The organism is Streptomyces sp. ICC4 (assembly GCF_003287915.1).
Lineage (GTDB): Bacteria > Actinomycetota > Actinomycetes > Streptomycetales > Streptomycetaceae > Streptomyces > Streptomyces tritrimontium.
The window spans coordinates 6548748-6575442 of the sequence record NZ_CP030286.1 but is presented as its reverse complement, the minus strand read 5'-3'; the positions used below and the strand labels follow the sequence as shown (position 1 = coordinate 6575442).

19 protein-coding genes are annotated in these 26695 nt (G+C 72.2%); 12 read left to right on the top strand and 7 right to left on the bottom strand.

The features are described from left to right. Positions 1–107 precede the first annotated feature (107 nt). Complete coding sequence (gene ilvD / locus DRB89_RS30710) at positions 108–1958, top strand: dihydroxy-acid dehydratase (RefSeq protein WP_112452819.1); 1851 nt, start codon at positions 108–110, stop codon at positions 1956–1958. A gap of 88 nt (positions 1959–2046) precedes the next feature. Here ilvD and DRB89_RS30705 read toward each other — a convergent pair whose 3' ends face one another. Next, positions 2047–4275, bottom strand: coding sequence for a serine/threonine-protein kinase (locus tag DRB89_RS30705; protein WP_239516405.1), 2229 nt, complete (start codon positions 4273–4275; stop codon positions 2047–2049). A gap of 107 nt (positions 4276–4382) precedes the next feature. Here DRB89_RS30705 and DRB89_RS30700 point away from each other — a divergent pair, with 107 nt between their 5' ends. From DRB89_RS30700 to proC, 5 genes are all read left to right on the top strand, one after another. After that, on the top strand, positions 4383–4685 hold the full coding sequence (locus tag DRB89_RS30700; protein ID WP_112452473.1) for an SH3 domain-containing protein: 303 nt from the start codon (positions 4383–4385) through the stop codon (positions 4683–4685). 225 nt (positions 4686–4910) lie between these two features. Beyond that, entirely contained in the window at positions 4911–5387 is a 477-nt protein-coding gene (locus DRB89_RS30695; protein WP_112454251.1) for a hypothetical protein, read from the top strand. A gap of 54 nt (positions 5388–5441) precedes the next feature. After that, complete coding sequence (locus DRB89_RS30690; RefSeq protein WP_112452472.1) at positions 5442–6290, top strand: ABC transporter ATP-binding protein; 849 nt, start codon at positions 5442–5444, stop codon at positions 6288–6290. After that, positions 6287–7024 carry an ABC transporter permease gene (locus tag DRB89_RS30685; protein ID WP_112452471.1) on the top strand — a complete coding sequence of 246 codons (738 nt, stop codon included), beginning with the start codon at positions 6287–6289 and terminating at the stop codon, positions 7022–7024. The genes DRB89_RS30690 and DRB89_RS30685 overlap by 4 nt, the downstream gene beginning before the upstream one ends. A gap of 113 nt (positions 7025–7137) precedes the next feature. Beyond that, positions 7138–7947: a pyrroline-5-carboxylate reductase gene (proC, locus tag DRB89_RS30680; RefSeq protein WP_112452470.1), complete on the top strand. Its 810-nt coding sequence runs from the start codon at positions 7138–7140 to the stop codon at positions 7945–7947. A gap of 65 nt (positions 7948–8012) precedes the next feature. On the opposite strand, the gene trpS is transcribed toward proC, so the two are convergent. Beyond that, positions 8013–9011 (bottom strand): tryptophan--tRNA ligase, encoded by a 999-nt coding sequence (trpS, locus tag DRB89_RS30675; RefSeq protein WP_112452469.1) that lies wholly within the window; start codon positions 9009–9011, stop codon positions 8013–8015. 930 nt (positions 9012–9941) lie between these two features. Here trpS and DRB89_RS30665 point away from each other — a divergent pair. From DRB89_RS30665 to DRB89_RS30655, 3 genes are read left to right on the top strand one after another with little or no spacing between them, the layout of a single operon-like run. Beyond that, a complete protein-coding gene (locus DRB89_RS30665; RefSeq protein ID WP_162688794.1) occupies positions 9942–10334 on the top strand; it encodes a hypothetical protein in 393 nt (130 codons plus the stop codon). A gap of 31 nt (positions 10335–10365) precedes the next feature. Further along, on the top strand, positions 10366–13527 hold the full coding sequence (locus tag DRB89_RS30660; RefSeq protein WP_112463497.1) for a DUF87 domain-containing protein: 3162 nt from the start codon (positions 10366–10368) through the stop codon (positions 13525–13527). Beyond that, the gene (locus tag DRB89_RS30655) at positions 13524–14693 is read left to right on the top strand and encodes a hypothetical protein (RefSeq protein ID WP_112450460.1); all 1170 of its coding nucleotides are present in this window, start codon (positions 13524–13526) and stop codon (positions 14691–14693) included. Before DRB89_RS30660 ends, DRB89_RS30655 begins: the two co-directional genes overlap by 4 nt. A gap of 248 nt (positions 14694–14941) precedes the next feature. Here DRB89_RS30655 and DRB89_RS30650 read toward each other — a convergent pair whose 3' ends face one another. Both DRB89_RS30650 and DRB89_RS30645 read right to left on the bottom strand, forming a co-directional pair. Then, the gene (locus DRB89_RS30650) at positions 14942–15544 is read right to left on the bottom strand and encodes a hypothetical protein (protein ID WP_112450459.1); all 603 of its coding nucleotides are present in this window, start codon (positions 15542–15544) and stop codon (positions 14942–14944) included. Positions 15545–15786: 242 nt separating this feature from the next. After that, the gene (locus DRB89_RS30645) at positions 15787–16179 is read right to left on the bottom strand and encodes a hypothetical protein (protein ID WP_162688793.1); all 393 of its coding nucleotides are present in this window, start codon (positions 16177–16179) and stop codon (positions 15787–15789) included. A gap of 891 nt (positions 16180–17070) precedes the next feature. On the opposite strand from DRB89_RS30645, the gene DRB89_RS30635 reads away from it, so the two are divergent. Beyond that, on the top strand, positions 17071–17652 hold the full coding sequence (locus DRB89_RS30635; RefSeq protein WP_112453689.1) for a dihydrofolate reductase family protein: 582 nt from the start codon (positions 17071–17073) through the stop codon (positions 17650–17652). Positions 17653–18051: 399 nt separating this feature from the next. Next, positions 18052–18906 carry a DUF4132 domain-containing protein gene (locus DRB89_RS30630; RefSeq protein WP_112450457.1) on the top strand — a complete coding sequence of 285 codons (855 nt, stop codon included), beginning with the start codon at positions 18052–18054 and terminating at the stop codon, positions 18904–18906. A gap of 3054 nt (positions 18907–21960) precedes the next feature. On the opposite strand, the gene DRB89_RS30620 is transcribed toward DRB89_RS30630, so the two are convergent. Next, positions 21961–23877: a PucR family transcriptional regulator ligand-binding domain-containing protein gene (locus DRB89_RS30620; protein WP_239516404.1), complete on the bottom strand. Its 1917-nt coding sequence runs from the start codon at positions 23875–23877 to the stop codon at positions 21961–21963. 199 nt (positions 23878–24076) lie between these two features. Here DRB89_RS30620 and DRB89_RS30615 point away from each other — a divergent pair, with 199 nt between their 5' ends. After that, positions 24077–24973 carry a xanthine dehydrogenase family protein subunit M gene (locus DRB89_RS30615; RefSeq protein ID WP_112452602.1) on the top strand — a complete coding sequence of 299 codons (897 nt, stop codon included), beginning with the start codon at positions 24077–24079 and terminating at the stop codon, positions 24971–24973. Between the two features lie 217 nt (positions 24974–25190). Here DRB89_RS30615 and DRB89_RS30610 read toward each other — a convergent pair whose 3' ends face one another. Next, on the bottom strand, positions 25191–25670 hold the full coding sequence (locus DRB89_RS30610; protein WP_112452601.1) for a RidA family protein: 480 nt from the start codon (positions 25668–25670) through the stop codon (positions 25191–25193). An 88-nt stretch (positions 25671–25758) separates the two neighbouring features. Then, entirely contained in the window at positions 25759–26640 is an 882-nt protein-coding gene (locus tag DRB89_RS30605) for a zinc-binding dehydrogenase (RefSeq protein ID WP_112452600.1), read from the bottom strand. Positions 26641–26695 lie beyond the last annotated feature (55 nt).

Below are 26695 nucleotides of genomic sequence, written 5' to 3'. Positions count from 1 at the left end.
GGACGCGCTGTCCACATCGCGGGCGAGGGGCGTAGCCTCGTAACCGAGCCATATCCACAGTCGCGGCAGGCGTACACGCGCCACCGCACTCATGGGGAGTGAACCCGATGCCCGAGCTGAGGTCCCGCACCGTCACCCACGGCCGCAACATGGCGGGCGCACGTGCCCTGATGCGCGCCTCGGGCGTAGCGAGTGCGGACATCGGGAAGCCGATCATCGCCGTCGCGAACTCCTTCACCGAGTTCGTCCCCGGCCACACCCACCTGGCCCCGGTCGGCCGCATCGTCTCCGACGCGATCCTCGCCGCGGGCGCCGTCCCCCGCGAGTTCAACACCATCGCGGTCGACGACGGCATCGCCATGGGCCACGCCGGCATGCTGTACTCCCTGCCCTCCCGCGACCTGATCGCGGACTCGGTCGAGTACATGGTGGAGGCGCACTGCGCCGACGCGCTGATCTGCATCTCCAACTGCGACAAGATCACCCCCGGCATGCTGATGGCCGCCCTGCGCCTCAACATCCCGGTCGTCTTCGTCTCCGGCGGCCCCATGGAGGCCGGCCAGGCCACCCTCGTGGACGGCACCGTCCGCAAGCTCGACCTGATCGACGCGATGGTCGACGCCTCCAACGAGAACGTCTCCGACGAGGACGTGCTCCGCATCGAGGAGAACGCCTGTCCCACCTGCGGCAGCTGTTCCGGCATGTTCACCGCCAACTCGATGAACTGCCTCGCCGAGGCCATCGGCCTCGCCCTCCCCGGCAACGGCTCGGTCCTGGCGACGCACACCGCCCGCCGCGCCCTGTACGAGGAGGCCGGCCGCACGATCGTCGAGATCACCAAGCGCCACTACGAGCAGGACGACCACTCGGTCCTGCCCCGCTCCATCGCGAGCCGCCAGGCCTTCGAGAACGCCATGGCCCTCGACATCGCCATGGGCGGCTCCACGAACACGATCCTCCACCTCCTCGCCGCCGCGCAGGAGGCCGGGCTGGACTACGACCTCACGGACATCGACGAGATCTCCCGCCGGGTCCCGTGCCTCTCCAAGGTCGCGCCGAACGTGGCGCCCGGCGGCACGTACTACATGGAGGACGTCCACCGGGCCGGCGGAATGCCCGCCATCCTCGGTGAGCTGCACCGCGGCGGACTCCTGAACAAGGACGTCAACTCCGTCCACTCCGCCAACCTGGAGGAGTGGCTGGCGAAGTGGGACCCCCGCTCCGGCACGGCCTCGGCCGAGGCCATGGAGCTGTGGCACGCGGCCCCCGGCTGCGTGCGCTCCGCGACCGCCTTCTCCCAGTCCGAGCGCTGGGACACCCTCGACCTCGACGCCGAGGGCGGCTGCATCCGCTCCGTGCAGCACGCGTACTCCAAGGACGGCGGCCTCGCCGTCCTGCGCGGCAACATCGCGCCCGACGGCTGCGTCGTGAAGACCGCGGGCGTCGACGAGTCGATCTGGACCTTCGAGGGACCGGCCGTGGTCTGCGAATCGCAGGACGAGGCCGTCGACAAGATCCTCCGCAAGGAGATCAAGGCGGGCGACGTCGTCGTCATCCGCTACGAGGGCCCGCGCGGCGGCCCCGGCATGCAGGAGATGCTCTACCCGACGTCCTTCCTCAAGGGCCGCGGCCTCGGCAAGGTCTGCGCCCTCGTCACGGACGGCCGCTTCTCCGGCGGCACGTCCGGCCTGTCCATCGGCCACGCCTCCCCGGAGGCGGCCTCGGGCGGCAACATCGCGGTCGTCGAGGACGGCGACCTGATCCGCATCGACATCCCGAACCGCGGCATCGAACTCCTCGTCGACGACGCCACGCTGGCCGCCCGCCACGCGGCCCTCGGCGGCGTCTACGCCCCGAAGAACCGCGAGCGCAAGGTCTCCGCGGCCCTGCGCGCCTACGCCGCGATGGCGACCAGCGCCGACCGGGGCGCGGTCCGCGACGTGAGCCTGCTTCCCTGACGGCCCCGTTCCGGAGTTCCGGACCCGGCCCGACCCGGTACGGCAGCGGCCCCGCCCGATTCCCCGGGCGGGGCCGCTGCCGTACGCGTCACCACCCGGCGGGAGCCCCCGCCGGCACGGCGAAGACGCTCCCGTCCGGCGCCGACGCGTACACCCGCCCGCCCCCGGCCGCCGGCGCCGGCAGGTTCGCCGCCTGCTTCCCGCTGCCCATACGGGGCTTCGTCTGCCCGGCGAGCCGCCTGCTCGCCGTGTCCACGGCGAGCAGCCGCCCGTCCAGCGCGCTGAGGTACACCAGGCCGTCGCCCGACACCGGACGCGAGGCCGCGCTGACGCCGGTCTCCAGCCGCCACTCCTCCCGTTCCGGGCCCACGGCGGCCAGCGCCCCCGAGGTGCCGAAGACGTACACCTCCCCGTCCGGCCCGGCCGCGGCCTGCGCCTGGAGCAGCGGGGCCAGCAGCCGCGTCGTGCGCACCGCGCGGGAGCGCAGGTCGATCCGTACGACCGCGTGGGTCATCAATTCGGCGTCGCTGTCCAGCAGGTGCAGGCTGCCGCCCGCCACCGCGAACGGCTCCACCGTCCCGGCCACCCGCACCTGCCCGCGCGGCGCCCCGTTCGCCGGATCGACCTCCGCGACCTGCGTCGACTTCCCGTCCCCGGCCGGCGTGGAGACGTAGAGGGCGACGGCCGCGCCGTCCGCCTCCGCGGGCCCCGCGCACCAGACGGAGCCGACCCCGCCGATGTCCTTGGTCCACCGCACCGCCCCGGTGGCCGCGTCCAGCGCGGTGGCCTTCCCGTCCGCCCCCGTCACCACGACCCGGTCCCCGGCGGGCACGGCCTTCGCGCCGGACGGCAGCGCGTGCCGCCACCGTTCCGCGCCCGTCGCCGGATCCAGCGCCTGGAGCACCCGGCCGCCCGCCGGCGCCGTCAGGACGAGCCCGCCGCCGTACAGCGGGGCGTCGGTCCTCGCGGCACCCTGCGCGGAGCGCACCGACCACAGCACCGTCCCGTCGGCGGGGTCGATCCGGGCGGCCGCGAGACCCGCGCCCGAGCAGTAGAGGGCCGCCGCCTGCCAGGAGCACGCCGCGGCCCGGTCACCCAGCGAGGTCTGCCACGGAGCGACGGCAGGGGCCGCCGGGGGGACCGGCGGGGCCGTTCCCCGCGCGGTGGCAGGCCCGGGGGACCCGCCGGCGGAGCCGGTCAGCAGGTACGTCCCGAGCGCCCCGCCCGCGAGCAGCAGCCCAGCCCCCGCCAGTGCGGCCACCCGGGCCCGCCGCCCGCCCCAAGCCGCCCGGCCCGGTGCCCGGCCCCCGGCCCGACCTCCGATCCGACCTCCGATCCGGCCACCGATCCGGCCACCGATCCGGCCCTCGCCACGGTCATCGCCCCGGTCATCGCCACGGCCCTCGCCCCGGCCCTCGATCCGGTCCCGCCGGTGCGTGACCTCCTCCGCCTCGGCCGGCCGCCTCGGCCTGGGGACGAAGACCTGCGTGTCCAGGTCCGTCGGGTACACCAGCGCCCGCAGCGCCACGATCAGCGCGCCCGCGCTCGGCCGCTCCGCCGGGTCCTTCGCCAGGCACTGCGCGACGAGCGGTACGAGCCGCTCCGGCAGCCCGGTCAGATCGGGCTCGCTGTGCACCACCTGGTACGCCACGAGGTAGTGGCTGTCGGAGTCGAACGGCCCCCGCCCGGTCGCCGCGTGCACCAGCACCGCCCCCAGGGCGAACACGTCGGCCGCGGTCCCGACCTCGCGCGGCCGCTGGAACTGCTCCGGCGCCATGAACGGCGGGGTCCCGATCAGCTTCCCGGTCTCGGTCCGCAGATCGCTGTCCGCGGGCCGCGAGATGCCGAAGTCGATGACCCGCACCCCGTCCGGGGCCATCAGCACGTTGCTGGGCTTCAGGTCCCGGTGCACGACCCCCGCCCGGTGGATGTCCCGCAGCGCCTCGGCCAGTCCGGCGGCGAGCCGGGTCAGCTCCCGGGCCTCCAGCACGCGCTCGCGCACCCGCTCGGCGAGCGTCGGGGCGTCGATGAACAGGGTCGCCATCCAAGGGCGTTCGGCATCGGGGTCCGCGTCCACGACGGGCGCGGTGAAGGCCCCGCTCACCCGCCGGGCGGCCGCGACCTCCTGCCGGAACCGGGCCCGGAACTCCGGGTCCACGGCGTGCTCGGCGTGCACGATCTTGACGGCGAGTTTCAGCCCCGACTCGGAGGTGGCCAGGTGGACGACGCCCATGCCGCCGGAGCCGAGCACGGATTCGAGCCGGTACTGCCCGGCGTACTCCGGAAACCCCGCGTAGTCCGCGCGCAGCGAATGCACCGCTCACCACCCCCGCCGGAGCCTAGTCGATGGCCCGTGCGAATCTCCAAGGTCCTGCTACCCTGCGCGAGTTGCGCAGGGCAGCGCCCATGGGGGGAAACCGAGTCATGTCCGTTGAGAACGAATCGAGCCACATCGTCGCCCTGGCCGCGGGGTCCGGCTATCAGACGTTCCCGGTCGCCCCGGGCTACCGGGTGAACGTCCGCAGCGGTCCGGGCACGAACTTCTCGGTCGAGAAGGTCCTGCCCTACGGCGCGAGCGTGACCATCCGCTGCCAGACGCCGGGCGAGCGCGTCAGCGGTCCGTACGGCACCACCGACATCTGGGACTGCATCGGCAACGGCCTCTTCGTCTCGGACGCCTACGTCAAGACCGGCAGCGACGGCTACGTGGCCAACCACTGCGCCTGACGTCCCGCCGCGCCTGACGTCCCGCCGCGCCTGGGGTCCCGACGCGCCTGAGGTCCCGCCGCGCCTGGGGTCCATCCGGGCCATCCGCGCGGTCTGACCCGTGAGACAGCCCGGGCCCGGACCGGCCGGCGGGGGATAATCGCTGGTGTGAGCGACGACCAGCGAGACCAGACCCCCGCCGAGCCGGCCGCCGAGGCCCCTGACCAGGCCCAGGCCCAGGCACCGGTGACCACCGGCCCCGAACCCGAGCCGCTCCGGTTCTTCGGCACCACCTGGGTGAACCACGACGGCGGCTACGGCCTGCGCCGCGTCGGTGTCGCCGCGGGCGCGCTGGCCGCCGCGGTCATCGGAGCCTTCCTGCTCCGCTTCTCCTACGAGGGCCTGGAGATCGGCAACGTCGGCCCGTTCCTCAGCATCTCCGTCGTCGTCCTCTTCGCCATCGCGAGCTCCATCGCCTTCGTCAAGGCCTGGGAGTCCTTCTCCCGCCGCCCCGCTCCCTCCTCCGACGAGGCGGCCCTCAAGGGCCTCAAGGCGATCGGCTTCATCGGCGGCCTCATCGCCTACTTCCTGCGCTGCTTCGTCGAGGCCCCCGGCGAGAAGCTGGCCCGCGCCGAGTACGAGCGCGCCACGGCCGAGTTCGCCCGCCGCCGCAGCTCCCGTACCGGCAACCCGGCCGCCCGCCGCACCAAGCGCAAGAAGTAGGCGCCGGCTCCCCGAGGCTTGCGCCCCGGCACCGCCGGGAGCATTATTCATCACATGATGAATAACGAGGCGGCCGCCACCGCACCAGCCGTGCATGCCCACGGCCTGACCGTCCGCCGCGGCACCGGCCGCAACCCCCGCACCGTCCTCGACGCCCTCGCCTTCGACGTCCCCCGCGGCCGCATCACCGGCCTCCTCGGCCCCTCCGGCTGCGGAAAGTCCACCCTCATGCGCGCCGTCGTCGGCACCCAGGCCCACGTCACCGGCACCCTCGAAGTCCTCGGCCGCCCCGCCGGCCACCCCGAGCTCCGCTCCCGCATCGGCTACGTCACCCAGGCACCCTCCGTCTACGACGACCTCACCGTCCGCCAGAACCTCGACTACTTCGCCGCCATCCTCGACCCCGGCCGCGCCGCCGCGGACCGCCGCCGCGAGACCGTCACCCGCGCCATCGACGACGTCGACCTCGCCAGCCACGCCACCGCCCTCGCCGGCAACCTCTCCGGCGGGCAGCGCAACAGGGTCTCCCTCGCCGTCGCCCTCCTCGGCAGCCCCGAACTCCTCGTCCTCGACGAACCCACCGTCGGCCTCGACCCCGTCCTGCGCCGCGACCTGTGGAACCTCTTCCACGACATCGCCGCCACCCGCGGCGCCACCCTCCTCGTCTCCTCCCACGTCATGGACGAAGCCGAGCGCTGCCACGACCTGCTCCTCATGCGCGAAGGCCGCATCCTCGCCCAGGACACTCCGGACGCACTGCGCGCCCGGACCGACGCCGACACCGTCGAGGAGGGCTTCCTGCGCCTCGTCGACGCGGCCAACGCCAACGCCGCTGCCGCTGCCACCGCCGCTGCCGCCTCCGGCTCCGCTGCCGCCGAAGCCACCCAGGGGAGCACCCGATGAGCACGGCCCGCACCGCCGCCACCGCCGCCCGCGTCCTGCGCCAGCTCCGCCACGACCCCCGCTCGATCGCCCTGATGCTGCTGGTCCCCGTACTCATGCTGATCCTGCTCCGCTACGTCTTCGACGGCAGCCCGCAGACCTTCGACGGCATCGGCGCCAGCCTCCTCGGCATCTTCCCGCTGATCACGATGTTCCTGGTCACCTCCATCGCCACCCTGCGCGAGCGCACCTCCGGCACCCTCGAACGCCTCCTCGCCTTGCCGCTCGGCAAGGGCGACCTCATCGCCGGCTACGCCCTCGCCTTCGGCGCCGTGGCCGTCGTCCAGTCCCTGCTCGCCACCGGCGTCGCCCTCTGGGTCCTCGGCCTCGACGTCGTCGGCTCCCCGTGGCTGCTCCTGCTCGTCGCCCTGCTCGACGCGCTCCTCGGCACCGCGCTCGGCCTCTTCGTCTCCGCCTTCGCCGCGTCCGAGTTCCAGGCCGTCCAGTTCATGCCGGCCGTGATCTTCCCCCAGCTCCTGCTGTGCGGGCTCTTCGCGGCGCGCGACACCATGCAGCCGGTCCTCGAAGGAATCTCCAACGTCCTGCCCATGTCCTACGCGGTCGACGGCATGACCCAGGTCCTCACCCACACCGACATGACCGCCGACTTCGTCCGCGACGCCGTGATCGTCGCCGGGTGCGCCCTGCTCGTCCTCACCCTCGGCGCCGCCACCCTCCGCCGCCGCACCCCCTGACCGCAGTCCGGACACCGCGCCGCCGCTCCCCGCCCGGGTGCGAGGATGACCACGCGGACACCGCACACGCGGCGCGCGTACACGCACCAACAGTTCGGCGAGGTGAATCGGGCATGACCCAGACAGTCGCAGTCCTCGGTACCGGCAAGATCGGCGAGGCCCTGCTCAGCGGAATGATCCGCGGCGGCTGGCCCGCCTCGAAGCTCCTCGTCACCGCCCGCCGCCCCGAGCGCGCGGCCGAGCTCGTCGCCCGCTACGGCGTCGAGGCCGTCTCCAACGCCGAGGCCGCCAAGCGTGCCGACACCCTCATCCTCACCGTGAAGCCGCAGGACATGGGCAAGCTCCTCGAAGAGCTCGCCCCGCACGTCCCCGCCGGCCGCCTGGTCATCAGCGGCGCGGCCGGCGTCCCGACCTCCTTCTTCGAGGAACGGCTCGCCCCCGGCACCCCCGTCGTCCGCGTCATGACGAACACCCCCGCCCTCGTCGACGAGGCCATGTCCGTCATCTCGGCCGGCAGCCACGCCACCGCCGAGCACCTCCTGCACACCGAGGAGATCTTCGGCGGCGTCGGCAAGACCCTGCGCGTCCCCGAGTCCCAGCAGGACGCGGCGACCGCCCTCTCCGGCTCGGGCCCGGCCTACTTCTACTTCCTCGTCGAGGCCATGACCGACGCCGGCATCCTCCTGGGCCTGCCCCGCGCCCAGGCCCACGACCTCATCGTCCAGGCCGCCATCGGCGCCGCCGTGATGCTCCGCGACAGCGGCGAGCACCCGGTCAAGCTCCGCGAGGCCGTCACCTCCCCGGCCGGCACCACCATCAACGCCATCGTGGAACTCGAGAAGCACGGCGTACGGGCCGCCCTGATCGCCGCCCTCGAAGCGGCCCGCGACCGCAGCCGCGAGCTCGCCTCCGGCAACAGCTGACGCCGTGCCGGTACGGGGCCGCGCGCGCGGCCCCGTACCGGCACGGCGCGCGCGGCTCCGCGCCCTCAGGGCTCCAGCAGCCCGATGGCCCGGTACGCCTCGTCGACCACGGGCCGCGCCAGCGCCCGGGCCCGCCCGGCGCCCGCGCGCAGCACCGCCTCCACCGCGCCCGGGTCGGCCGCCAGCTCCGCGTGCCGCGCACGGACCGGCCGCAGCAGCTCCACCACGGCGTCGGCCACGTCCCGCTTGAGCGCCCCGTACCCGGTGTACCCGTCGGCGAGCACGGCCGGCTCGCCCCCGGTGCACGCCGCGAGGACGTCCAGCAGGTTCGCGACCCCCGGCCGCGCCTCCCGGTCGTAGACGACCCCGCCGTCCCCGCTGTCGGTGACGGCCCGCATCACCTTCTTCCGCACGGCCTCGGGCTCGTCGAGCATGAACACCACCCCGGGGCCCGCGTCCCCGGACTTCCCCATCTTCGAGGTGGGCTCCTGCAGGTCCATGACCCGCGCGGCCACCACGGGATGCGTGGCCTTGGGCACGGTGAAGGTGTGCCCGTAGCGCTGGTTGAACCGCACGGCCAGATCCCGGGTCAGCTCCACGTGCTGGCGCTGGTCCTCACCGACCGGCACCTCATCGGTCCGGTAGGCCAGGATGTCGGCGGCCATCAGCACGGGATAGGTGAGCAGCGACAGCCGTACGCCTTCCCCCGAGGCCTGCGCCTTCGCCGCCTTCTCCTTGTACTGCACCATCCGGCGCAGCTCCCCGTCGGAGGCGGTGCACTCCAGCAGGTAGGCCAGCCGCGCGTGCTCGTCCACATGGCTCTGCACGAACAGCGTGCACGTGTCGGGGGTCAGTCCGGCGGCGATGAGCAGCGTCGCCGCCTGCCGACTGAGCCGGCGCACCCGCGCCGGATCGTGCTCGACGGTCAGGGCGTGCAGGTCGACCACGCAGAACAGTGCCTCGTCGGGCTTCTGCTCGGCGGCGACCCACTGCCGCACGGCGCCCAGGTAGTTGCCCAGCGTCAGGTGCCCGGTCGGCTTGACCCCGCTGAAGATCCTCGTCATGTTCCTGTCTCCCTGCTCGTGCCGGTGTGGTCCTCGAAGCCGCCGCGTCGGGCGACCGAGCCACTCCCGGGAGGGAGAAACGAAAACGGCCGCCCCGGGAGGCGGCCGTCGAGCGCATGCGTGCTCGCGTGGATGGTCGGCCGCCGTCAGGCGGCCCACCAGCGAAGGTCGAGCGTGAGCGCACGCGTAGTCATGGGTACGAGCGTAGCGCGGAGGGTGGCCCCACAGCAGGGGTTGACACACCCGTACCCGATCCGTAAGGTTCTTCGAGTTGTCCGAAGTGAGCGCCGACCCCGGTCGGTCCCCGGACAGCCATCCCGCACTACACATTTCGAACGAACGATGCACTTTGTCGTCTCGTTTTCATGCGTATTTGCGAATGAGGAATCCGCGTCCACGGACGCAGCCGCCGATTAGGTTCGGGGGCAGGGAATCCGCTACTGTCTCACTCGCCGCAAGGGCCCAACAGCCCGAACGGCAAATCCCACTGACTGGGAGTCAGGCCCGAAAGGATCTGATAGAGTCGGACTCGCCGGAAAGGGAAACGCGAAAGCGAAGAACCGGAAGGCGGAAAACAAGCGAGACTGACTCTGATAGAGTCGGAAACGCAAGAACGAAGGAAGCGCCCGGAGGAAAGCCCCAGTAAACATTACTGAGGGTGAGTACAAAGGAAGCGTCCGTTCCTTGAGAACTCAACAGCGTGCCAAAAATCAACGCCAAAAAGTTGATACCCCGTCCATTTCGGTGGATGAGGTTCCTTTGAAAAAGACCTGTGAGGTCGCGGTTCTGCCTGAGCATGAGCTGGGGTCAGTGGTAAATGCTGAATCGTAGTCCACTTTTTTTTTGTGTATGGTGCGCAGACCACCGGGGTTTAAACAGAGGAAATCGTCGGCGGCGTCAAGTGTGTGTAAGAGACAGGTCGAGGGACAGGTGCGCAATCTCCAAGCGCGTACCGAGCAGCGCGGGCAATCGGAATACGAGTCGGTGTGGACCTTCCGCCTGGAGCGCTACGACGCCGCGGGACAGCGGGTGACGCTCGTCCCGGTCGAGATGCGCGGCATCTCCTTCGAGGGCGGACTCGGCGAAGGCGACTGGGTGCGTGCCCACGGCACGATGAAGGCCGGAACCTTCCGCGTCAAGCGCGTCGAGAACGAGACGACCGGCGCGGTCGTCACCGCCAAGGGAATCCCGAAGGTCCTCCTCGTCATCGCCGGTGTCTTCTTCGCCGCCATCGTGCTGTGGATCGCCTACATCGCCTTCCAGCTCATCACCGCACCCACGGGGCCGCCGCCGGACTGGCCGCCGTCGGACTTTCCCACCTGACCGCGCTCGGAGACATCCAGGGGCATCGACCATGGGGATCGAAGAACTCACCGCCGAGGACCTTGACCACCTCCAGCGCGCGGATTTCGAGCCTCCGCGACCCGGCCCCGGAGCCCGGTTCACCGAGGCACCCGCGGACCTGCGCGACCTCATGCGCGTCAACGGCATCGGACGGCTGCACAAGGGCGCGGCCGTACGCCCCGACCCACAAGTGAGCGGCATCGACGGTTCCGCTGCCGCACCCCCCACCCGGGACCTGCTGGTCAGCCTCTACCAGTGCAAGGTCCCCCTCGCGTTCGAGATCGGCGCGGAGTCCGGCCGCGCCCGCATCCGCTTCGGGACCTGGCTGCCCGCCGGGGGCGCCCCGGCGGTCGTCGCGCGCAACCGCCGTGTCCTGGAGAGCGCGTTGCGCACCCTGTACCCCGTCCTCGACCTGACCGACGGAGGCCCCGGCAGCGACGATGCCCACGAGCCGGCAACAGCCGCCGGCCCGTGGGCGCGCGGCGGTCTCGCGCTCGGCGTCCCGACCGCCAAACCCCCGGACGAGAACGACGGCGTCCGCCAGGTCGATCGGCTCCTGCGCGCACTCGGGCAGGCCCGCTGGTCGGCGCTGGTACTCGCCCAGCCCGTGGGCGAGGCGGTGGTGCGCAACCTCAAACTGCAGGTCATCAACCAGATGCGCAGGGCCCAGACCGCCGCCAAACTGGGCGGGGCACCGAGCCCCCTCGCCGACCACTACGTCGATCTGCTCACCGCCCAGCTGAAGAGCCTCGGTGACGCCCAGGGCACCGGAGCCTGGCGCACCGCCGTGTACCTCCTGGGCGACGAGGAGAGCTACCCGCAGGTCGCCAGCCTGTGGCGGGGGTTGTTCTCCGGCGAGCGCTCCTTGCCCGAGCCGGTGCGGGTCTGGGACCGGGAAGAGGTGCCCGCGCTCACCCGCTCCTGGGCGCTGCCGGACCCGGACCCGTCGGCCGACACGGCATCGAGCCGGTACCGGCACCCCTTCCAGCACCAGTCGCTGCTCAGCTCCGCGCAGCTCGCGGCCTACGTGCACCTGCCGACCGTGGAGACCAACGGGTTCGCGATCACGGAGGTACCCGACTTCGACACCGTGCCCCCGCCCGTGAGCGCCGACTCGCTGCTCCTCGGATCCGTGGTGGAACGACGGCGCGTCACCGCCGTCCCGTACGGCATCCGTGCCGCACAGCTGACCCGTCACGCCTTCGTCACCGGCGTCACCGGCTCCGGCAAGACCAACACGGTCTTCCACCTGCTGCGCCTCGCCGCCCGGCACGACGTCCCCTTCCTGGTCCTCGAACCCGCCAAGACGGAGTACCGGGTGCTGCTCCGGGACGAGGAACTGGGCAGCCGGCTCCAGGTGTTCACCCTCGGCAACGAAACCGTCTCGCCGCTGCGCCTGAACCCCTTCGAAGTCCCCGAAGGGGTTCCCGTGGCGGTGCACCTGGCCCTGCTCCGCTCGGTCTTCCAGGTGAGCTTCGGCATGTGGACCCCGCTGCCCCAGGTGCTGGAGGCGTCCCTCCACGAGGTGTACGCCGACCGGGGCTGGGACATCACCGCCGGAACCAACCGGCGGCTGGCCGCCGACGGAGACCGCTCCCTCGCCTTCCCCACCCTCACCGACCTCGTGCGCAAGGTGGAGGAACTGGTCCCCCGCCTCGGCTACGAGGAGCGGGTCACCAGCGACCTGCGGGCGGCACTGCGGACCCGCCTGAACAGTCTGCGGACCGGAGGAAAGGGCCGGATGCTCGACTCCGGACGCCCCTTGTCGATGGACGAGCTCCTCGCCCGGCCCACCGTCCTGGAGCTGGAAGGCATGGGGGACGACGACGACAAGGCCTTCATGATGGGCCTGCTGCTCATCCGCCTCGCCGAACACCGCCGCATCCAGGGTGACGCCGAGGGACTGCGGCACCTGCTGGTGGTCGAGGAGGCGCACCGGCTCCTCGCCGGGGCCTCGGCAGGCGGCAGGCGGGGCGAGGAGGCCGAGTCGGACGCGCGGGGCAAGGCCGTGGAGACCTTCACCCACATGCTGTCCGAGATCCGTGCGTACGGGCAGGGCGTCGTGGTCGTCGATCAGGTCCCGACCAAGCTCGCGTCCGACGTCCTGAAGAACACCAACCTCAAGGTGGTGCACCGGATCGTCGCCGGCGACGACCGGGACCTGCTCGGCGCGAGCATGGCGATGACGCCGGCGCAGAGCCTGGCCCTGGCCACCCTGCCCATCGGTCGCGCAGCGGTCTTCACCGACGGTGAGGACGCCCCGCTGCTGATCCAGGTGCCACGGTCCAAGGGCGGTTCGGGGACCTGGCCGTCGCACCCGGAGGTGCGCGAACACATGGCCTCGCACCCCGCCCACGGAGAGCAGTCCGAGCTGCTGTCGGCCTCGGTGGCCTGCGACCACCGCTGTCTGGCCTCGGCGCCCGCGTGCGCGGCGGCGCGGTCCGTCCTGCTGGTACCGGCGGTGGTGCGGGCGCTGGGGCGGGTGGCACTCTCGGCCGTCCTGAACCAGAACGGTCTGCAACGCGCCTGGCGGGACGTGGAGGCCCTGGTCGAGCCGGGCCGACCGCGTGACCTGGACCGTCAGGCCTTGCTCGGTTGTCTGGCCCGGCACGGCGCATGGCACCTCGCCGACGTTCGCGGCGCGCGAGCGGGGTGGACGTACGCCGAGGTCAGGGAAGTCGCGGTACTGCTCGACGCGGCGCTGACGGGACACCTGGCGGGCGTGGCGACCTCGGACGAGGTGGCCAGACTGCGACTCGTGCTGCTCGCCCTCCAAGGCGGCGGGCCGGGACCCTTCCAGGGCTGCGCCCGTATCTGGGCAGGCAGGCCTGCGCCCTGCCTGTGCGCCCTGCCGGTGGCGGAGCTGGTGGCGGAGGGAGGCTTCTCGGGAGTGTGGGGGGAGGCCCGCGAAGCGGACCGGACCTCACCGGAAGGGCGCCCTGCCGCCACCTGGGACCTTTGCCGGGACGCGGCCTACCAGCTGGTGGAGTTGCCCGAGGAGGACGCGCCACCGGACCTGACGGAGCAGTTGCGGGGGACGGCCGACCGCACGGCCCTGTGCTTCGCCCAGCAGATGCTCGCCGCCGAGAAGTGGGCCCACCCGGGGAGGGACCGGCGGGTGCTCACGCAGCTGCTGGCCCTGGCCGAACGCACCGAGGAGCGTGGGCCATGACGAAGGACAAGTCGTCGCCGAAGGACGACCAGAACAAGGACAAGGACAAAAGCAAGGACAAAGACAAGGACAAAGACAAAGACAAGGACCACAGCATGCGCGGCGTCGACACCCGCATGACGGCCGGCGACTCCTCCCAGGGCTCCTCCAGCTCGGACGCGGGCAAGCACGGCACCAGCAGCGAATCGTCCTCCTCCGGCTACAACGGAGCAGGGGATTACAGCTCGAAGAGTGAGACGAAGACCGGGGACGGTGGCACGGACAAGACGACCACCACCCAGAAGCAGGACGGTACGGTCATCACCGCGACGGATCACTTCGACGCCGACGGAAAGTTGACCGGTTCGACCACGACGACCCAGTCGACGGATGTGAGCCGGGGGACGGTCACGACGGACTCGGTGAACAAGGACGCCGACGGCAAGATCACCAGCACGGAGCACGACGTGGCCGAGCGGCTGTCGGACGGATCCTGGACCGATACCCGCACCGAAAAGGACTTCAAGGACGGGAAGCTGACGGGCACGGAGACGACCACGACGACGGCCAGACCCGACGGCACGCGCACCGTGGACACGGTGCGCGAGAACGCCAACGGCAAGGTCACCAGCACCGAACACACCGAATCCCACCAGGACAAGAACGGCTGGCACGAGACCCGCACCGAAACGCGGTACGCGAACGACAAGGTCACCGGAAGCGACACGACCAAGACGACGGTGACGAACGACGGACAGCGCACCGAAGACACGGTGACCAGAGGCGCCGACGGAAAGGTCACCGGCAAGGAGCACGTCGAATCGCACGCGACGAACGACGGCCGGACCGAGACGCGCACGGAAACCAACATCCACAACGGGCACAAGACCAGCAGCGAGACGAAGACGACGACGGATCTCAACGACGGATGGCACCACGAGACAACGGTCCGCAGGGACGCACACGATCACGTCAAGGGAAGCGTCGAGCGGACGACCACGCCCACCCAGGACGGCAGGACCATGGAAAACACGGCCAGGGACGCCGGTGGCCATGTCACTCGGTCCAGCACCGTGACGGAACACGACAGGCCCGACGGATCCAAGACCAGGGACATCACGAGCAAGGACCGCCACGGCGACGTCACATCCACCTCCCACACGGAGGTCCCCCCGAGGTCCCGGTGAAGGAGGACCGGGACCGTCATCTCCACCCGGACACCAGCAAGGCGACCGAGCCGCACCCCCCGGCGGAGGCTCACACTGAGCCCCCCTCCGCGCCGAATCCTGTGTGGCAATGGTGGCAATCGAGCCGCCGTGACCGCCGGGCCGGTGACGGATGTGGCGCGCCCCGGTCCCCGTCCCGATCCGGCCCTCCGCGGGCACCCACCGTGGGCCGACCAGCTCCGCCCGACGATCTGCTACGGAAACGGGTCCTACTCGCCCGCTGAGCCGTCGTCTCCTGAGCGCAGATCGCGAATCGGGAACGTCGCGAGTGAGAGGTGCGCCTCGCATCCCTCTCCGTGCAGTTCCTCTGGCCGCAGTGCCCAGGCGATGGCCTCGCCCGGGCCGAAGTACGAGGGATCGAGGTGGAACGTCGTCCTGGTTCCGTACGGCCTCCGCACGGGGCACTCCTCCCACACGCCGACGGGAGCCACCCCAGCCAGCTCCTGGTGGTGACCACGGCCGTCCAGCCAGACCTCAATGACCGTGCGGACGCTGAGCGCGGCTGCCGCTGCAGGAGCCCATCGATCCTTGTCGAGCAGCGATTCACAGAACCCGGGAAGGAGCCTTTGCTCCTCGTCGACGCTGCGAAGTTGATCGTCCTCCACCGTGAAGCTGAGGTCAGATGTGATCTCCACACTGATCTGCCCATGCATACCGTCACGGCGGTGCAGCGCGTCCCAGACCACCCGCTGAAGCACCTCAGTGGGTAGCTCGGGGCTATCCCGCTCAACACGGAAGTACATGGCCGGACGGGCCCGCACGTGCTCCTCGAACACCATCACCCGAAGCTGATCGGCTGTGTAGTGCTCCACTCACCCTCCCCCGACATGCGCCAAGGCACGATCATGGCACCCGTTCACGTCACGCTCCATGCTGTTCACTCACCGAAAGTCGTGACGCTCTGTCATGAGCCGCAAGAAGTGGACCGGAGCCTTTGAGATGGATGGAAGTCCAGGTCAGCCCAGGGCTGACACGCACGCAAGGAAAGGGGGCCTCCCCGGTGCTTCTCGCACCGGGGAGGACCCCTCGTATGCGGCCCGATCAGACGGCCCGTTCAGGCGGTCCTGATCGCACGGTCGATCTCCGCGCCGGTGCGGGCGACGACCACCGGGCAGTGGTCCACCATGGCCTCCGGCAGCTGGTGCCGGGCCTCGTCTCGCGTCAGCACGACCGGCCCGCCCGGAACGACGAGGACGGCGTCGAGGCGTCGCAGCAGGTCGGCGAGGAGGTCCATGATCCCGCCGCCGCCGAAGCGGTTGAAGGTGATGCCGTCAGGGGGCTGGAGGTAGACGTCCGCCTCCTCGCCCTCTGCCGTCCTCACCCACAGGACGTCCGTCTCGGGGTCCCGCGCCACCGCGTAGGGGTCGAGGACCTCGTGGGCGACGGCCATGTCCAGCGGAGTCGTCTCGCCCTTGTCGAACCGCATTACGAAGATGTCAAAACTCATGTCTCTCCAGACGAGGGAACTCGGTCGTGATCGCCGACCCGCACCATGCGCATGCGTCACTCATATCCGGAGGATTCCCCCGTCATCCTGTGACAGGCACCCGTCCGGGAGTCGTTCCGGTCCTGCGTCGCGGTGGCAGAGAACCAGAACGGCTGCACCCGTCCCATCCGTCACCACTCCAAATCCTTCAGGGAACCCTTCCAGGAAATCCCGTCGGGTCGCTGATCAGGCGACAGTTGGCTGAACAGATGGGCGACACCCTCCAGCACCTTCACGGCATCGTCCGGTCCATCTGTTCGTCTTCGCTGCCCTCGACGAACCACAGGACACTGACCAAAGCCTCGGCCAGGGCGCGGGTCAGAGACGGATTTGCGGGCATCGCCGTGGCCTCCCCGGCAGGTCAACAGCAGAGTCCGGCCATACCATCACACCCCACTGACATCACTTTCCGTGAGCCCCACAAAGAATGGACCAGCGCCGCTACTGACCAGCAAAACTGCCGGCGCGGACCGGATCCGCCGGATCATCGGGGCGGCGCTGCGGCAGGCCGAGCAGGCGCAGACCGCCCGGATCTCTTCCCGGATCCCGGCCGAGACGATCCCGCGGCTGCTGGCGCTGATAGCCAAGAGCGCCGACCCCGGTGACGAAGTCGAGGACCGGGGCGAGGACGACGGTGCTCTGTTCGGCGCCGCGGAGGCCGCCGCGGTGGACGGACCGCACGAGATCCTGACGCTGCTGGAGGAGGAGCTGATGCGACGGCTTGGCGAGACCGCTGGCCTGGGGCTGGTCCGCCATACGAGCAGCGTCATTGCGGCCGGCCGATTGATTTCTTACGAGAGCGGCAGCTCACGGCACGCTAATTTTGGGCACCCCAAAGCAGAGGAGAGCCCCGTGGGCAAGGTGGTCATGTACAGCTCGGTGTCGGTGGACGGCTTCGTCGCGGACGAGAACGACCAGCCCGGACCGCTGTTCGACTGGTTGTCCAGCGGTGACGTCCCGTTGGACGAGAGCGGCGCGCTGAAGGTGTCGCAGACGTCCTACGACTACACCCGGCCGTACTGGGACCAGATCGGAGTCACGATCGTCGGCCGCCACGTCTTCGACCTGACGGGCGGCTGGGACGGGAAACCTCCGGGCGGGATCGACCACGTGGTCGTCGTGTCACACCGGCCGGAGCCCGAGGGCTGGGACCCCGAGGCGCCGTTTCACTTCGTCGACGGCGTCGAGGCAGCCATGGCCAAGGCGCAGGAGCTCGCGGGTGACCGCCTGGTCGAGGTCGCCGCTGGCGACGTCGGTGGCCAGGTGCTTGCCGCGGGCCTGATCGACGAGGTGCGCATGGACGTCGTACCCGTCGTGTTCGGGTCCGGCAAGCGCTACTTCGGGTCGGTCCACGCGCAGCACCTGTTGGAGGATCCCGACGTGGTGATCCAGGGCAACCGGGTGCTTCACCTGCGCTATCGGGTGCGCCGTTGACGATCTGAGCGGGTACGCGAAGAAGTCCACTGCGAACGGTGACACAGGATCGGGCCTCCGGCTGCGGTTGCGCATCGCTGTCCCTGGTCGGGCAGCCGACGCCGATCCGCCCCAGCGCCTCACCTGTGGCAAGTTCAACTCAAGATCACTGGTTGCCGGTTTCATCACCACGCCGAGAGTCGTCTCACAGGCGACCTCCGGCGGCTCGATCTTCTGCTCGAGACATTCTGCCGGGACGAACCCTCACACGCGTGATCCGCCCTCCCCGTGGTGCTGCCGGAAGCATTGTCCGAGCCTGCCCCTAGAGTCACCCCAACGTGATCGCGGCGGCGCTGCGAACGGGGGTGTGCCATGCCGTGCCATGCCCCGGACCAGGCCGTCTGACCGAGGAGACAGCACATGGGGTGGGTTCCGGCCGGCGACTACGAAGTCGCCCTCGACGACGGGAAAGTGGTCTGCCGCAACGCGGCGGGTCGCCGGCTGAAGACGGTCCCGGGGAAACTCGCGGACGACCCGGCCGTGGTCGGACTGCGCCAGCTGGTGGAGTGGCTGGACCGGCACGAACGCCAGTGCGTCACCGACGTGGAGCGCTGGATGGTGCGCTCGCTGCCCGTCCCCGTCGCGGCCATCGCCCAGGTGTGGCAGGACACGGCCTGGCGCTCCGCGCTGCGCGACCTCGTCGTCACGGGTGAGGACGGCGAAGTCGCGGGATTCCTGCGCGACGCCGACCCCGTCCGGGGCCTCGGCCTGGTCGACCTCGACGGCGACACGGTGCGCATCAGCCCCGAACTGGTCCGCATCCCGCACCCGGTGCTGCTGGCGGACCTGGAAGAACTTCGCGAGTTCGCGGTCGAACTCACCGTGGACCAGCGGGTGCAGCAGCTCTTCCGCGAGGTCTGGCACCGCCCGGCGGACCTGGACCCGGAGACCGCCTCGGTCGACGACTACGCGGGCGGCGCCTTCAAGGAACTGCGGTTCCTGCACGGGCGCACCACCCAGCTCGGCTACCGGGCCCGCGGCGGCCAAGCGGTCTGCCCGGTCGTCGAGGACGGTGCGACGGTCGAGGCGCGCATCTGGATCGGAGACTACGACAGCTACGAGCGGACCGAGACCGGCTCGCTGACCTGGACCGACGCCGCCGGCCGGGCCCTGACCGCCGGACAGGTCGGCCCGGTCGCCTGGTCGGAAGGCATGCGCATGGCGGCGGCCCTGTACGCGGGACGCGACATCGAGGACGAGGAGCAGGCGGCATGAACACCGACACCACCACCCGGGCCGCGGCCCTGCTGGACGCCGGGGCGATCCTGCGCGCCGGCACCGTCGCCCGCGACGACGCCGACAGCCTCACCGCCCGGACCTACACCCACCCGGCCCTGGACGACCGGCGCGTGGTGCGCCTGGTGGCGGGCACCCTGGGCGAGGCCGAGGACCTGGCACTGGACTTCCTCGGACTCGCCCGCGAGCCCGACGCCCCCGAGGTGGGGCAGGTGCGCCGCGAGACGCTGGGTTTCCCCGCCTGGGCCCTGGTCAACGATCCGGCCAACGGCCACCACGCACTGGCCCTGGTCAAGGACATGGAACGGCTGGCCCGCCAGGCCAAGTCCCGGGCCGGCGCCGCCAAGGACGGCTTCGAGGCACTCGCCACCCGGCTCGGCCGCGCCGTACCGCACTTCCTGCCGACGTTCTACGAGCAGGCCGCGCGCGTCTTCCTCCAGCACGACAACAGCACCTACGCCGCGACGCTCTTCGGCAAGGCACGCGCCGCCGAGCGCGTCCACGGCCTGCCGGTCGACGAGGAGCGGCAGCGGGCGGTCTTCCTGGAGTTCGCCTTCGCCGGTGCCCTGACCGTCAAGGCGCTCAAGGACCACGCGCAGGACCTGTCGCGCCGCCTCGACCCGGCCGAGGCCTGGGCGCAGTTCCGGCAGCTCGCCGTCGAACGCTGCGGTGCGGGCATGGCGCCGTACGCCGCCCTGCCGCAGGACGCCCGCGCGCTCATCAAGGCCGCGGGCCTGGACCGGGAGACCGCCGAGAGCGCCTTCGTCGGCGACCTGATCGCCTCACCGAGCATCGTCCGGGCCCCCGCGTCCTTCTGGACCGCCTACCGCCCGACCCTGGTGGCGCTCGCCGCCGCACGACCGGAGATCCGCACCCGCCTGCTGGAGATCATGCCGGCCGGCCTCGGCGACGACCGGAAGGCCGACGAGGCCTGGCTGTCGCTGCTCGCCGAGACGGGCGCGGACGCCCTGCTCACCGACGCGCGGAGCACGGACGGCGTCGACCCGGCGGACTGGCTCAGCCGCTGGGCACTGCACCGCAAGCACGGTTCGTCCAGCTCGCAGCGCTGCGCGCGCACCCTCGCCCTAGTCGAGCGCATGGCCCCCCGGCTGCGCTCCGACGGCCGCCCCGCCGACCTCTTCCAAGGACGCTGGCACGCGGGGGCCGACCTGGACCTGCTCGACGCCTGCGTCGCCTGGGACATCCCCGTCACCGAGCCGGCGGCGGGTGCCAACGTCCACCTCCCGCTGGAGCGCTGGATCGGTGACGACACCCCGGGCCGCCGCGACCTGACGGCCGTCGCCGGCCGCCCCCGCTTCCGCGGACTGCTGTACGACGCGCTGAACGGCCTGAACGGCCATCGGTTGAACGATTCCGTACTCGCCGCGATCGCCGCCCACCCGGTGCTCGGCGCCGTGCTCCACGACTGGCTGCGCGATCGCGCCGCGGAGCTCACCGGTGCGGCAGGACTGCCCGGTTCGCGAGCGGCGCTCCGGCGCCTGTCGTCCTTCCGCGCGGTCGCCGGCCAGGTCAACCCGGAGGCCGTCGCCGAGGTCGCCGCTCACGACCTGGCGCCGGTCCTCGGCGCCACCCTGCGCGCCGGCGTCCTGGACGAACTGGGCTGGCCCGCCCTGGAGGAGACCTACCGGCGCCTCGACACCGACCGGGCCGACCAGAACCACTGGATGGTGGTCGCCGAAGCCTGGCCCGCCCTGGTCCTCGCCAACCGCCACACGGCCGTCGTGGTCGGCCCCGAAGGGGTGCTGCTCGAACACGACCTGCGTCTGCCCGCCGACCTGGACCGCTGGCGGCGCCCCCGCTTCCGGTACACCGACGGCGAACTGCTGGTCATCTGGGCGGAGGACGGCAAGCAGCGCGCGTACTGGTCGACCCGCCCCGCCGAACCCTTCACCCTCGGCGGCGAGCAGTTGCCGCAGTGGTGGAACGGGCAGGAGGTCGGCTCCCCGTCGCTGCCGCTGCCCGGCGGCGGCCGCGCCACCGGCGGCCGCACCCTGCACGCCGGCGACACCACCCTGCCGTCCACCCGCCCCGTGCTGGGCGACGGCACCGGACACTGGCGCCAGGGCAAGCAGGGCCGCGACCACTGCTGGGTCGAGTACGACCCGGCGGGCGGCACCCACGGGCGTGCTTCGCTGCCCGCCTTCCTGCAGTCGGGAATCCGCGACGGCGCCCGCCTCGTGACCGAGGAATGCGAGGTCCTGCCGCTGCTCCCGGGCCTGGAGACCACGCCGCTGGGCACCGACGGCACCGTCCTGGGCCGTTGGGTACGCACCGAGGGCGAGGACCCCGACCGCCGCGTCACCTCCGGGACCCCCGACGGGCGGACCGTCACCCTGGCCGTCGCGCCCGGCCGCCGGGACCACCCCGTACCGCTGGGCGCCCTGCGGCTGCCGGGTGGAGCCGCGCCCCTCGCCGCCGTCGTCGGCGGCAACGTCGAGCTCTATCCGGCGGGCGCCGTCACCACCGACGCGCTGGGATCGGTCCCCCTCGGCGAGCAGGGCGGCGAGTACGCCGCCGGCACCCGGTACGTCCCGCCGCCCGCGTTCTGGCACGCCCTGCGCCCGCGCGACGAGCGGGGCCCGGCCGCCCTGCGCGCGGTCACCGACGCGCAGATCGCGACCCTCCTCGACGCCGTCGACACGGCACTGGCCGGGCGGAAGGCCGCGGTCGCCGCCGACAAGTCGTACGACGGCCCCACCGCGGACGAGCTCATCGAGGCAGCCGTCGCCACGGCGCTCCCCGCGCTGACCGACGCCCGGCTGCTCACCGGCGTGAGCGCACTGGTGCGGACGGCCGCCCACCACCGCGCCGCCACCGCCGCGTACGCCACGCCCCCGCAGGACAAGGCGCACGGCGGGAAGCGGCACGGCGACGGGATGTACGCCGACCACCGGCCCGTCCACGGGGACGACACCACCCTGACCGCCGCCGTGGACGGGATCGCCGCACCGGGCGGATACCGCTACTGGGGGCACGAGGCGAAGTGGAGCGGACTCCAGCAGATCCTCTCCGTCAACCAGGTCCTGTCCGGCAAGCCCGCCGACGGCAAGCCGCTGCCCGACCCCACCACGTTGCCGGCCCTCGGAGACGGCTGGACGAGCGAGACCCGCACCGTCCCCGGCATCGACCTGGCCTGGCTGCCGTTCCTGGACGCCCTGGGCCCCCTCGCCTTCCGCCGCCTCCGCCCGCTCCGCCCCCGCCGTCCCCTTCCATGCGCAGCGCCGCCGCGAAGTCCATCTTGTCCTCCAGCCGGGTCAGGCTCCGGCCGGTCAGCGCCTCGATGCGGCCGATCCGGTAGCGCAGCGAGTTCACGTGCAGGTGCAGGGCCTCGCCGCAGCGGGCCCAGGACCCCTCGTGCTCCAGGAAGGACCGCAGCGTGGGCACCAGGTCGGAGCGGTAGCGCCGGTCGTAGTCGTGGAGCGGGGACAGCAGCCGGCGGCTGAAGGAGCGCCGGACGTCGGCCGGGAGCAGCGCCAGCAGCGACATGACGTGCGCGGCCAGGTCCTCGGGCCCGCAGGCGGCGACCGGGTCCGAAGCGGCCGTGACCCGCCGGGCGTTGCGGGCCTCCGCGAGCGCGTGGCGCAGGTCCGCGGCCTCGCCCACCGGGGCGCTGACGCCGAAGCTCAGCCGCTCCCCGGCCCGCAGCGCGCGCGGCAGCGAGCCGCCCGCGGCCCTGCCGACCGCCTCGGGGGTCAGGTCCCCGTCCTCCCCGACGAGGACGAAGGCGACGGCCTCCGCGCCCGCCGGGTCCCCGTTCCCGGAAGCACCCGCCTCCCCGGCCGGGGCAACGGCGATCCGCTGCCCGGCGCCCGCTCCCAGGCAGTGCGGATGCAGCAGCACCTCCTCCAGGAGGTCCCGTACGGCCGTCCCCACGGGGAACCCGGGCGCGGGCCGCACGTCCAGCCGCGCCGAAACGGCCTGCCAGCGTACGGAGTCCTCCGGGCCCACGGCTCCGGTCGCGAGCCGGGCCGCCGCGTCCTCGAACAGCCCCGGCCCGCCCCCGCCCGACCAGCCCTCACCTGGCCCGCCTCCACCCGGCCCGCCCCCGCCGTGCGGCTCCAACAGGGCCAGCAGCCGCCCGGCGGTGCTCCGGCGCGCCGTGCGGTCGGTGTCGCGCCCGGACCGCTCCACCGCGACCAGCCGCGCGAGCCGCTCCACGAGGTCCACGCGCTCGCGGCCCCAGTCGGCGCAGTCGGCCTCGACCGCGATCAGCCAGTCGGTCGGCGCGGCCCCGGCGTCCGGCCCGGTGCGCACCGGAAACAGCGAGTACGCCGTGGAGCGGGCGACCGTGCGGTGCGGGGCGGGCCCGCCCGCCCGCTCGGCGGCCAGGAACCGGCCCGCCAGCGCCGAGGCCGTCTTCTCCGGCAGCGGCGGCCGCGCACCCGCGATCTGCCGGCCCGTGGGGGAGAGGATGTACGCCCGCAGGTCCAGCTCGGCCAGCATCAGCTCGAGGAGGGCGTCGGCCCCTGCCCCGGCCTGCCGGTCGGCGGTGAACCGCCGGTGCCGGTCGACCAGCGCGGCGAGGTTCCCGACCCGCGCCCCGGCCCGGCTGCGCGCCACGTACTCGGTGACGGCCGTGAAGGGCACCTCCACGCCCACCGCGAGCAGCGGCAGCCCGTGCCGGTCGCAGGCCTCCACCAGATCGGCGGGCACGTGCCCGAACTTGGCCTCGCCCGCGCCCAGTGCGGCGCAGCCGGCTTCCACGAGGACGCGTACGAAGGCGTCGCACTGGCCGGCCCCGGCGTCCTTGCGGCGCCAGGCCAGCCCGGACAGCACCAGGTCCCCGGGGGACACGAAGCGCCCCGGGTCGGGCAGGTCGATGGTCACGGCGGCGAGCACGGGCCGGTCGAGGTGCCCGCCGCCGCCGAGCAGGCGCAGTTCGGGCAGCCCGGGGAGAGCTTCGGACGACAGCAGATCACGCAGCCTCATGGCTCCACCCTGCCATGCGCCGCAACCGGGCCGATCTGTTCGACATCCCACAGAACCGCAGGTCAGGACTTTACGTTGGGGTAATTCCACGGAAATCGGTTTGAGTCCGCTCGCCATGGTTCATGGGATCGGTGACTGTCGAACACCCGCCCCGGGGGCCGCACTTGCCCCACAGGTACGACGAATGAGAGCCCCCCACATGGACTTCCTTCGCCCCGCCAGCTGGGAGGAGGCGCTCGCCGCGAAGGCCGAGTACCCCACGGCCGTCCCGATCGCGGGCGGCACGGACGTGATGGTCGAGATCAACTTCGACCACCGCCGGCCCGAACAGCTCCTGGACCTCAACCGCATCGCCGCGCTGCGTGAGTGGGAGGTCGGCGGGGACGCGGTCCGGCTGGGCGCCTGCGTCCCGTACACGCGGATCATGGAGAGCCTGCGCGCGGAGCTTCCGGGACTCGCGCTCGCCTCGCACACGGTCGCGTCCCCGCAGATCCGCAACCGGGGCAGCGTCGGCGGCAACCTCGGCACCGCCTCGCCGGCCGGTGATGCGCACCCCGCGCTGCTCTCGGCGGGCGCCGCGGTCGAGGTGGAGTCCGTACGCGGATCCCGCCTGATCCCGATCGACGCGTTCTACACGGGCGTCAAGCGCAACGCGCTCGCCCCGGACGAGCTGATCCGGGCCGTCCACATCACGAAGGCGGACGGCCCCCAGCAGTACTCGAAGGTCGGCACCCGCAACGCGATGGTCATCGCCGTCTGCGCGTTCGGCCTCGCCCTGCACCCCGCGACCCGCACGGTCCGTACCGGCATCGGCTCCGCGGCCCCCACTCCGATCCGGGCGAAGACCGCCGAGGAGTTCTTGAACGCCGTGCTCGAAGAGGGCGGCTTCTGGGAGTCCGGCGAGGTCATCACCCCGTCGGTCGTCAAGCAGTTCGGCGACCTCGCCTCCGGGGCGACGAACCCGATCGACGACGTCCGCGGAACGGCGAAGTACCGCCGCCACGCGGTCGCCGTCATGGCCCGCCGCCAGCTCGTCTGGACGTGGGAGCAGTACTGCGGCTCGCGCGGCGGCCGCTCGCCCCGCGGGGGTGCGTGATCGGGCGCGTCGATCCCACCGTCAACAGCCGTCAAACGAAAGAGCCGGCCACAGCACTAGTGTTGTGACCGGAAAGGTTCACCGGGTCGCGGCGCCCGGCACGGCACCTCGCCGCGTTGTCGGACCACACCGGTACGTCCAGTACGAGGCGTGGTCCTCCGCCTTGCGATGCACCGCACCGGACACCGCGACCCGGCAAACCTTCCCGGCCACAGCACTAGACGCCCATAGGGGTGTGCAGTTCCACGACGAGCTCGACCTCGACGGGGGCGTCCAACGGCAGCACGGACACGCCGACGGCGCTGCGGGCGTGGATGCCGGCGTCGCCGAAGGCGGTGCCCAGCAGCTCGCTGGCGCCGTTGAGCACGCCCGGCTGGCCGGTGAAGTGGGGATCGCTGGCGATGAAGCCGACGACCTTGACCACGCGCTTGACGGCGGACAGGTCCCCGGAGACGGAGGCGACGGCGGCCAGCGCGTTCAGCGCGCACTGCCGCGCCAGCTCCTTGGCCTGCTCCGGGGTGACTTCGGCGCCGACCTTGCCGGTCAGCGGGAGGGAGCCGTCGACCATCGGGAGCTGGCCCGAGGTGTACACGTAGTGGCCGCTCTGGACGGCCGGGACGTAGACGGCGACCGGCGAGGGGGTCGGCGGGAGCTTCAGTCCGGCGGCGGCGAGGCGTTCTTCGGGGGTGCTGGGCATGACGGGGGTCCCTTCACGGAGCGGGCTCCGGACGGCGGATCGGGTCGCGGGTCGGGTCGTGGCTGGGGGGCGCGGATCAGGCCGCGGATCAGCTCGGGCGGGGGAAGAGGATGACCGGTTTGATCATGCCGGGCTCCCGGGCGACGAGCCGGGCGAAGGCCTCCTCGACACGGTGGAAGGGGAATTCGTGGGTCGTGATCACCGTCGGGTTCACGAGCCCCTCGCCGATCAGCCGCAGGGCCCGCGCGAACCGCGCGCCGCTGCTCTGCGGCGGCCGGCAGCGGGCGTAGGTGATCCGGCCGCCGCCGGAGAGCCCTTCGCGGGCCGCCCTCGCGGCGGCGGGCGAGGCCGTCGCCATGATCGCCCGGTCCGCGCCGGCGCCGCCGGTCAGCTCCAGGATCCGCTCGGCGGTGTCCTCGTAGGCCGGATCGATGACCACGTCCGCCCCGAACCGCAGGGCGAGGCGCTGCCGCTTCATCTCCGGCTCGACGGCGATGACGCGCGCACCGCGCAGCCGCCCGGCCGCGATGGTGGCGCCGAGCCCGACGGCGCCCTGCCCGAAGACCACGACGCTCCCGCCCGGGGGCGGTCCGGACTCCTCGGCGGCGGCGAAGCCGGTGGGCAGCGAGCCGGCCGCGTACAGGGCCTGGTGGTCGCTGATGCTGTCGGGGAGCGCCACGAGCCCGGCTCCGGCCGCCGGGGCGCGGAAGAACTCGGCGAGCCGCCCGTGGCCCTCGACCCCGACGCGCCGGCCGACGTAGGACGGGCAGACTCCGGGGCCGATGGCCTCGACGGTGCCGACGGCCTCGTGGCCGAGCCCGGTGGGCGCTCCGGCGGCGGTGTGCCCGTCCCAGGCGCAGATGAGCGCGGCCGAGGTGCGTACGAGGACTTCGCCCGCCCGGGGTTCGGGAACGGGCCGGTCCGCCACGGCGGGCGGCTCGCCGGTCCGGCGCAGCGCGAAGGCCTTCAAGGGGTCTCCCTACGGTGTGACACGGCTGGTCCACTCAACCATCGCCGCCCGGATC

Coding starts and splice junctions, on each gene's coding strand:
- ilvD (WP_112452819.1), top strand. CDS start 108: ATGCCCGAGCTGAGGTCCCGCACCGTCACCCACGGCCGCAACATGGCG.
- DRB89_RS30700 (WP_112452473.1), top strand. CDS start 4,383: ATGTCCGTTGAGAACGAATCGAGCCACATCGTCGCCCTGGCCGCGGGG.
- DRB89_RS30690 (WP_112452472.1), top strand. CDS start 5,442: ATGATGAATAACGAGGCGGCCGCCACCGCACCAGCCGTGCATGCCCAC.
- DRB89_RS30685 (WP_112452471.1), top strand. CDS start 6,287: ATGAGCACGGCCCGCACCGCCGCCACCGCCGCCCGCGTCCTGCGCCAG.
- proC (WP_112452470.1), top strand. CDS start 7,138: ATGACCCAGACAGTCGCAGTCCTCGGTACCGGCAAGATCGGCGAGGCC.
- trpS (WP_112452469.1), bottom strand. CDS start 9,011: ATGACGAGGATCTTCAGCGGGGTCAAGCCGACCGGGCACCTGACGCTG.
- DRB89_RS30660 (WP_112463497.1), top strand. CDS start 10,366: ATGGGGATCGAAGAACTCACCGCCGAGGACCTTGACCACCTCCAGCGC.
- DRB89_RS30655 (WP_112450460.1), top strand. CDS start 13,524: ATGACGAAGGACAAGTCGTCGCCGAAGGACGACCAGAACAAGGACAAG.
- DRB89_RS30645 (WP_162688793.1), bottom strand. CDS start 16,179: ATGAGTTTTGACATCTTCGTAATGCGGTTCGACAAGGGCGAGACGACT.
- DRB89_RS30630 (WP_112450457.1), top strand. CDS start 18,052: ATGGGGTGGGTTCCGGCCGGCGACTACGAAGTCGCCCTCGACGACGGG.
- DRB89_RS30620 (WP_239516404.1), bottom strand. CDS start 23,877: ATGAGGCTGCGTGATCTGCTGTCGTCCGAAGCTCTCCCCGGGCTGCCC.
- DRB89_RS30615 (WP_112452602.1), top strand. CDS start 24,077: ATGGACTTCCTTCGCCCCGCCAGCTGGGAGGAGGCGCTCGCCGCGAAG.
- DRB89_RS30610 (WP_112452601.1), bottom strand. CDS start 25,670: ATGCCCAGCACCCCCGAAGAACGCCTCGCCGCCGCCGGACTGAAGCTC.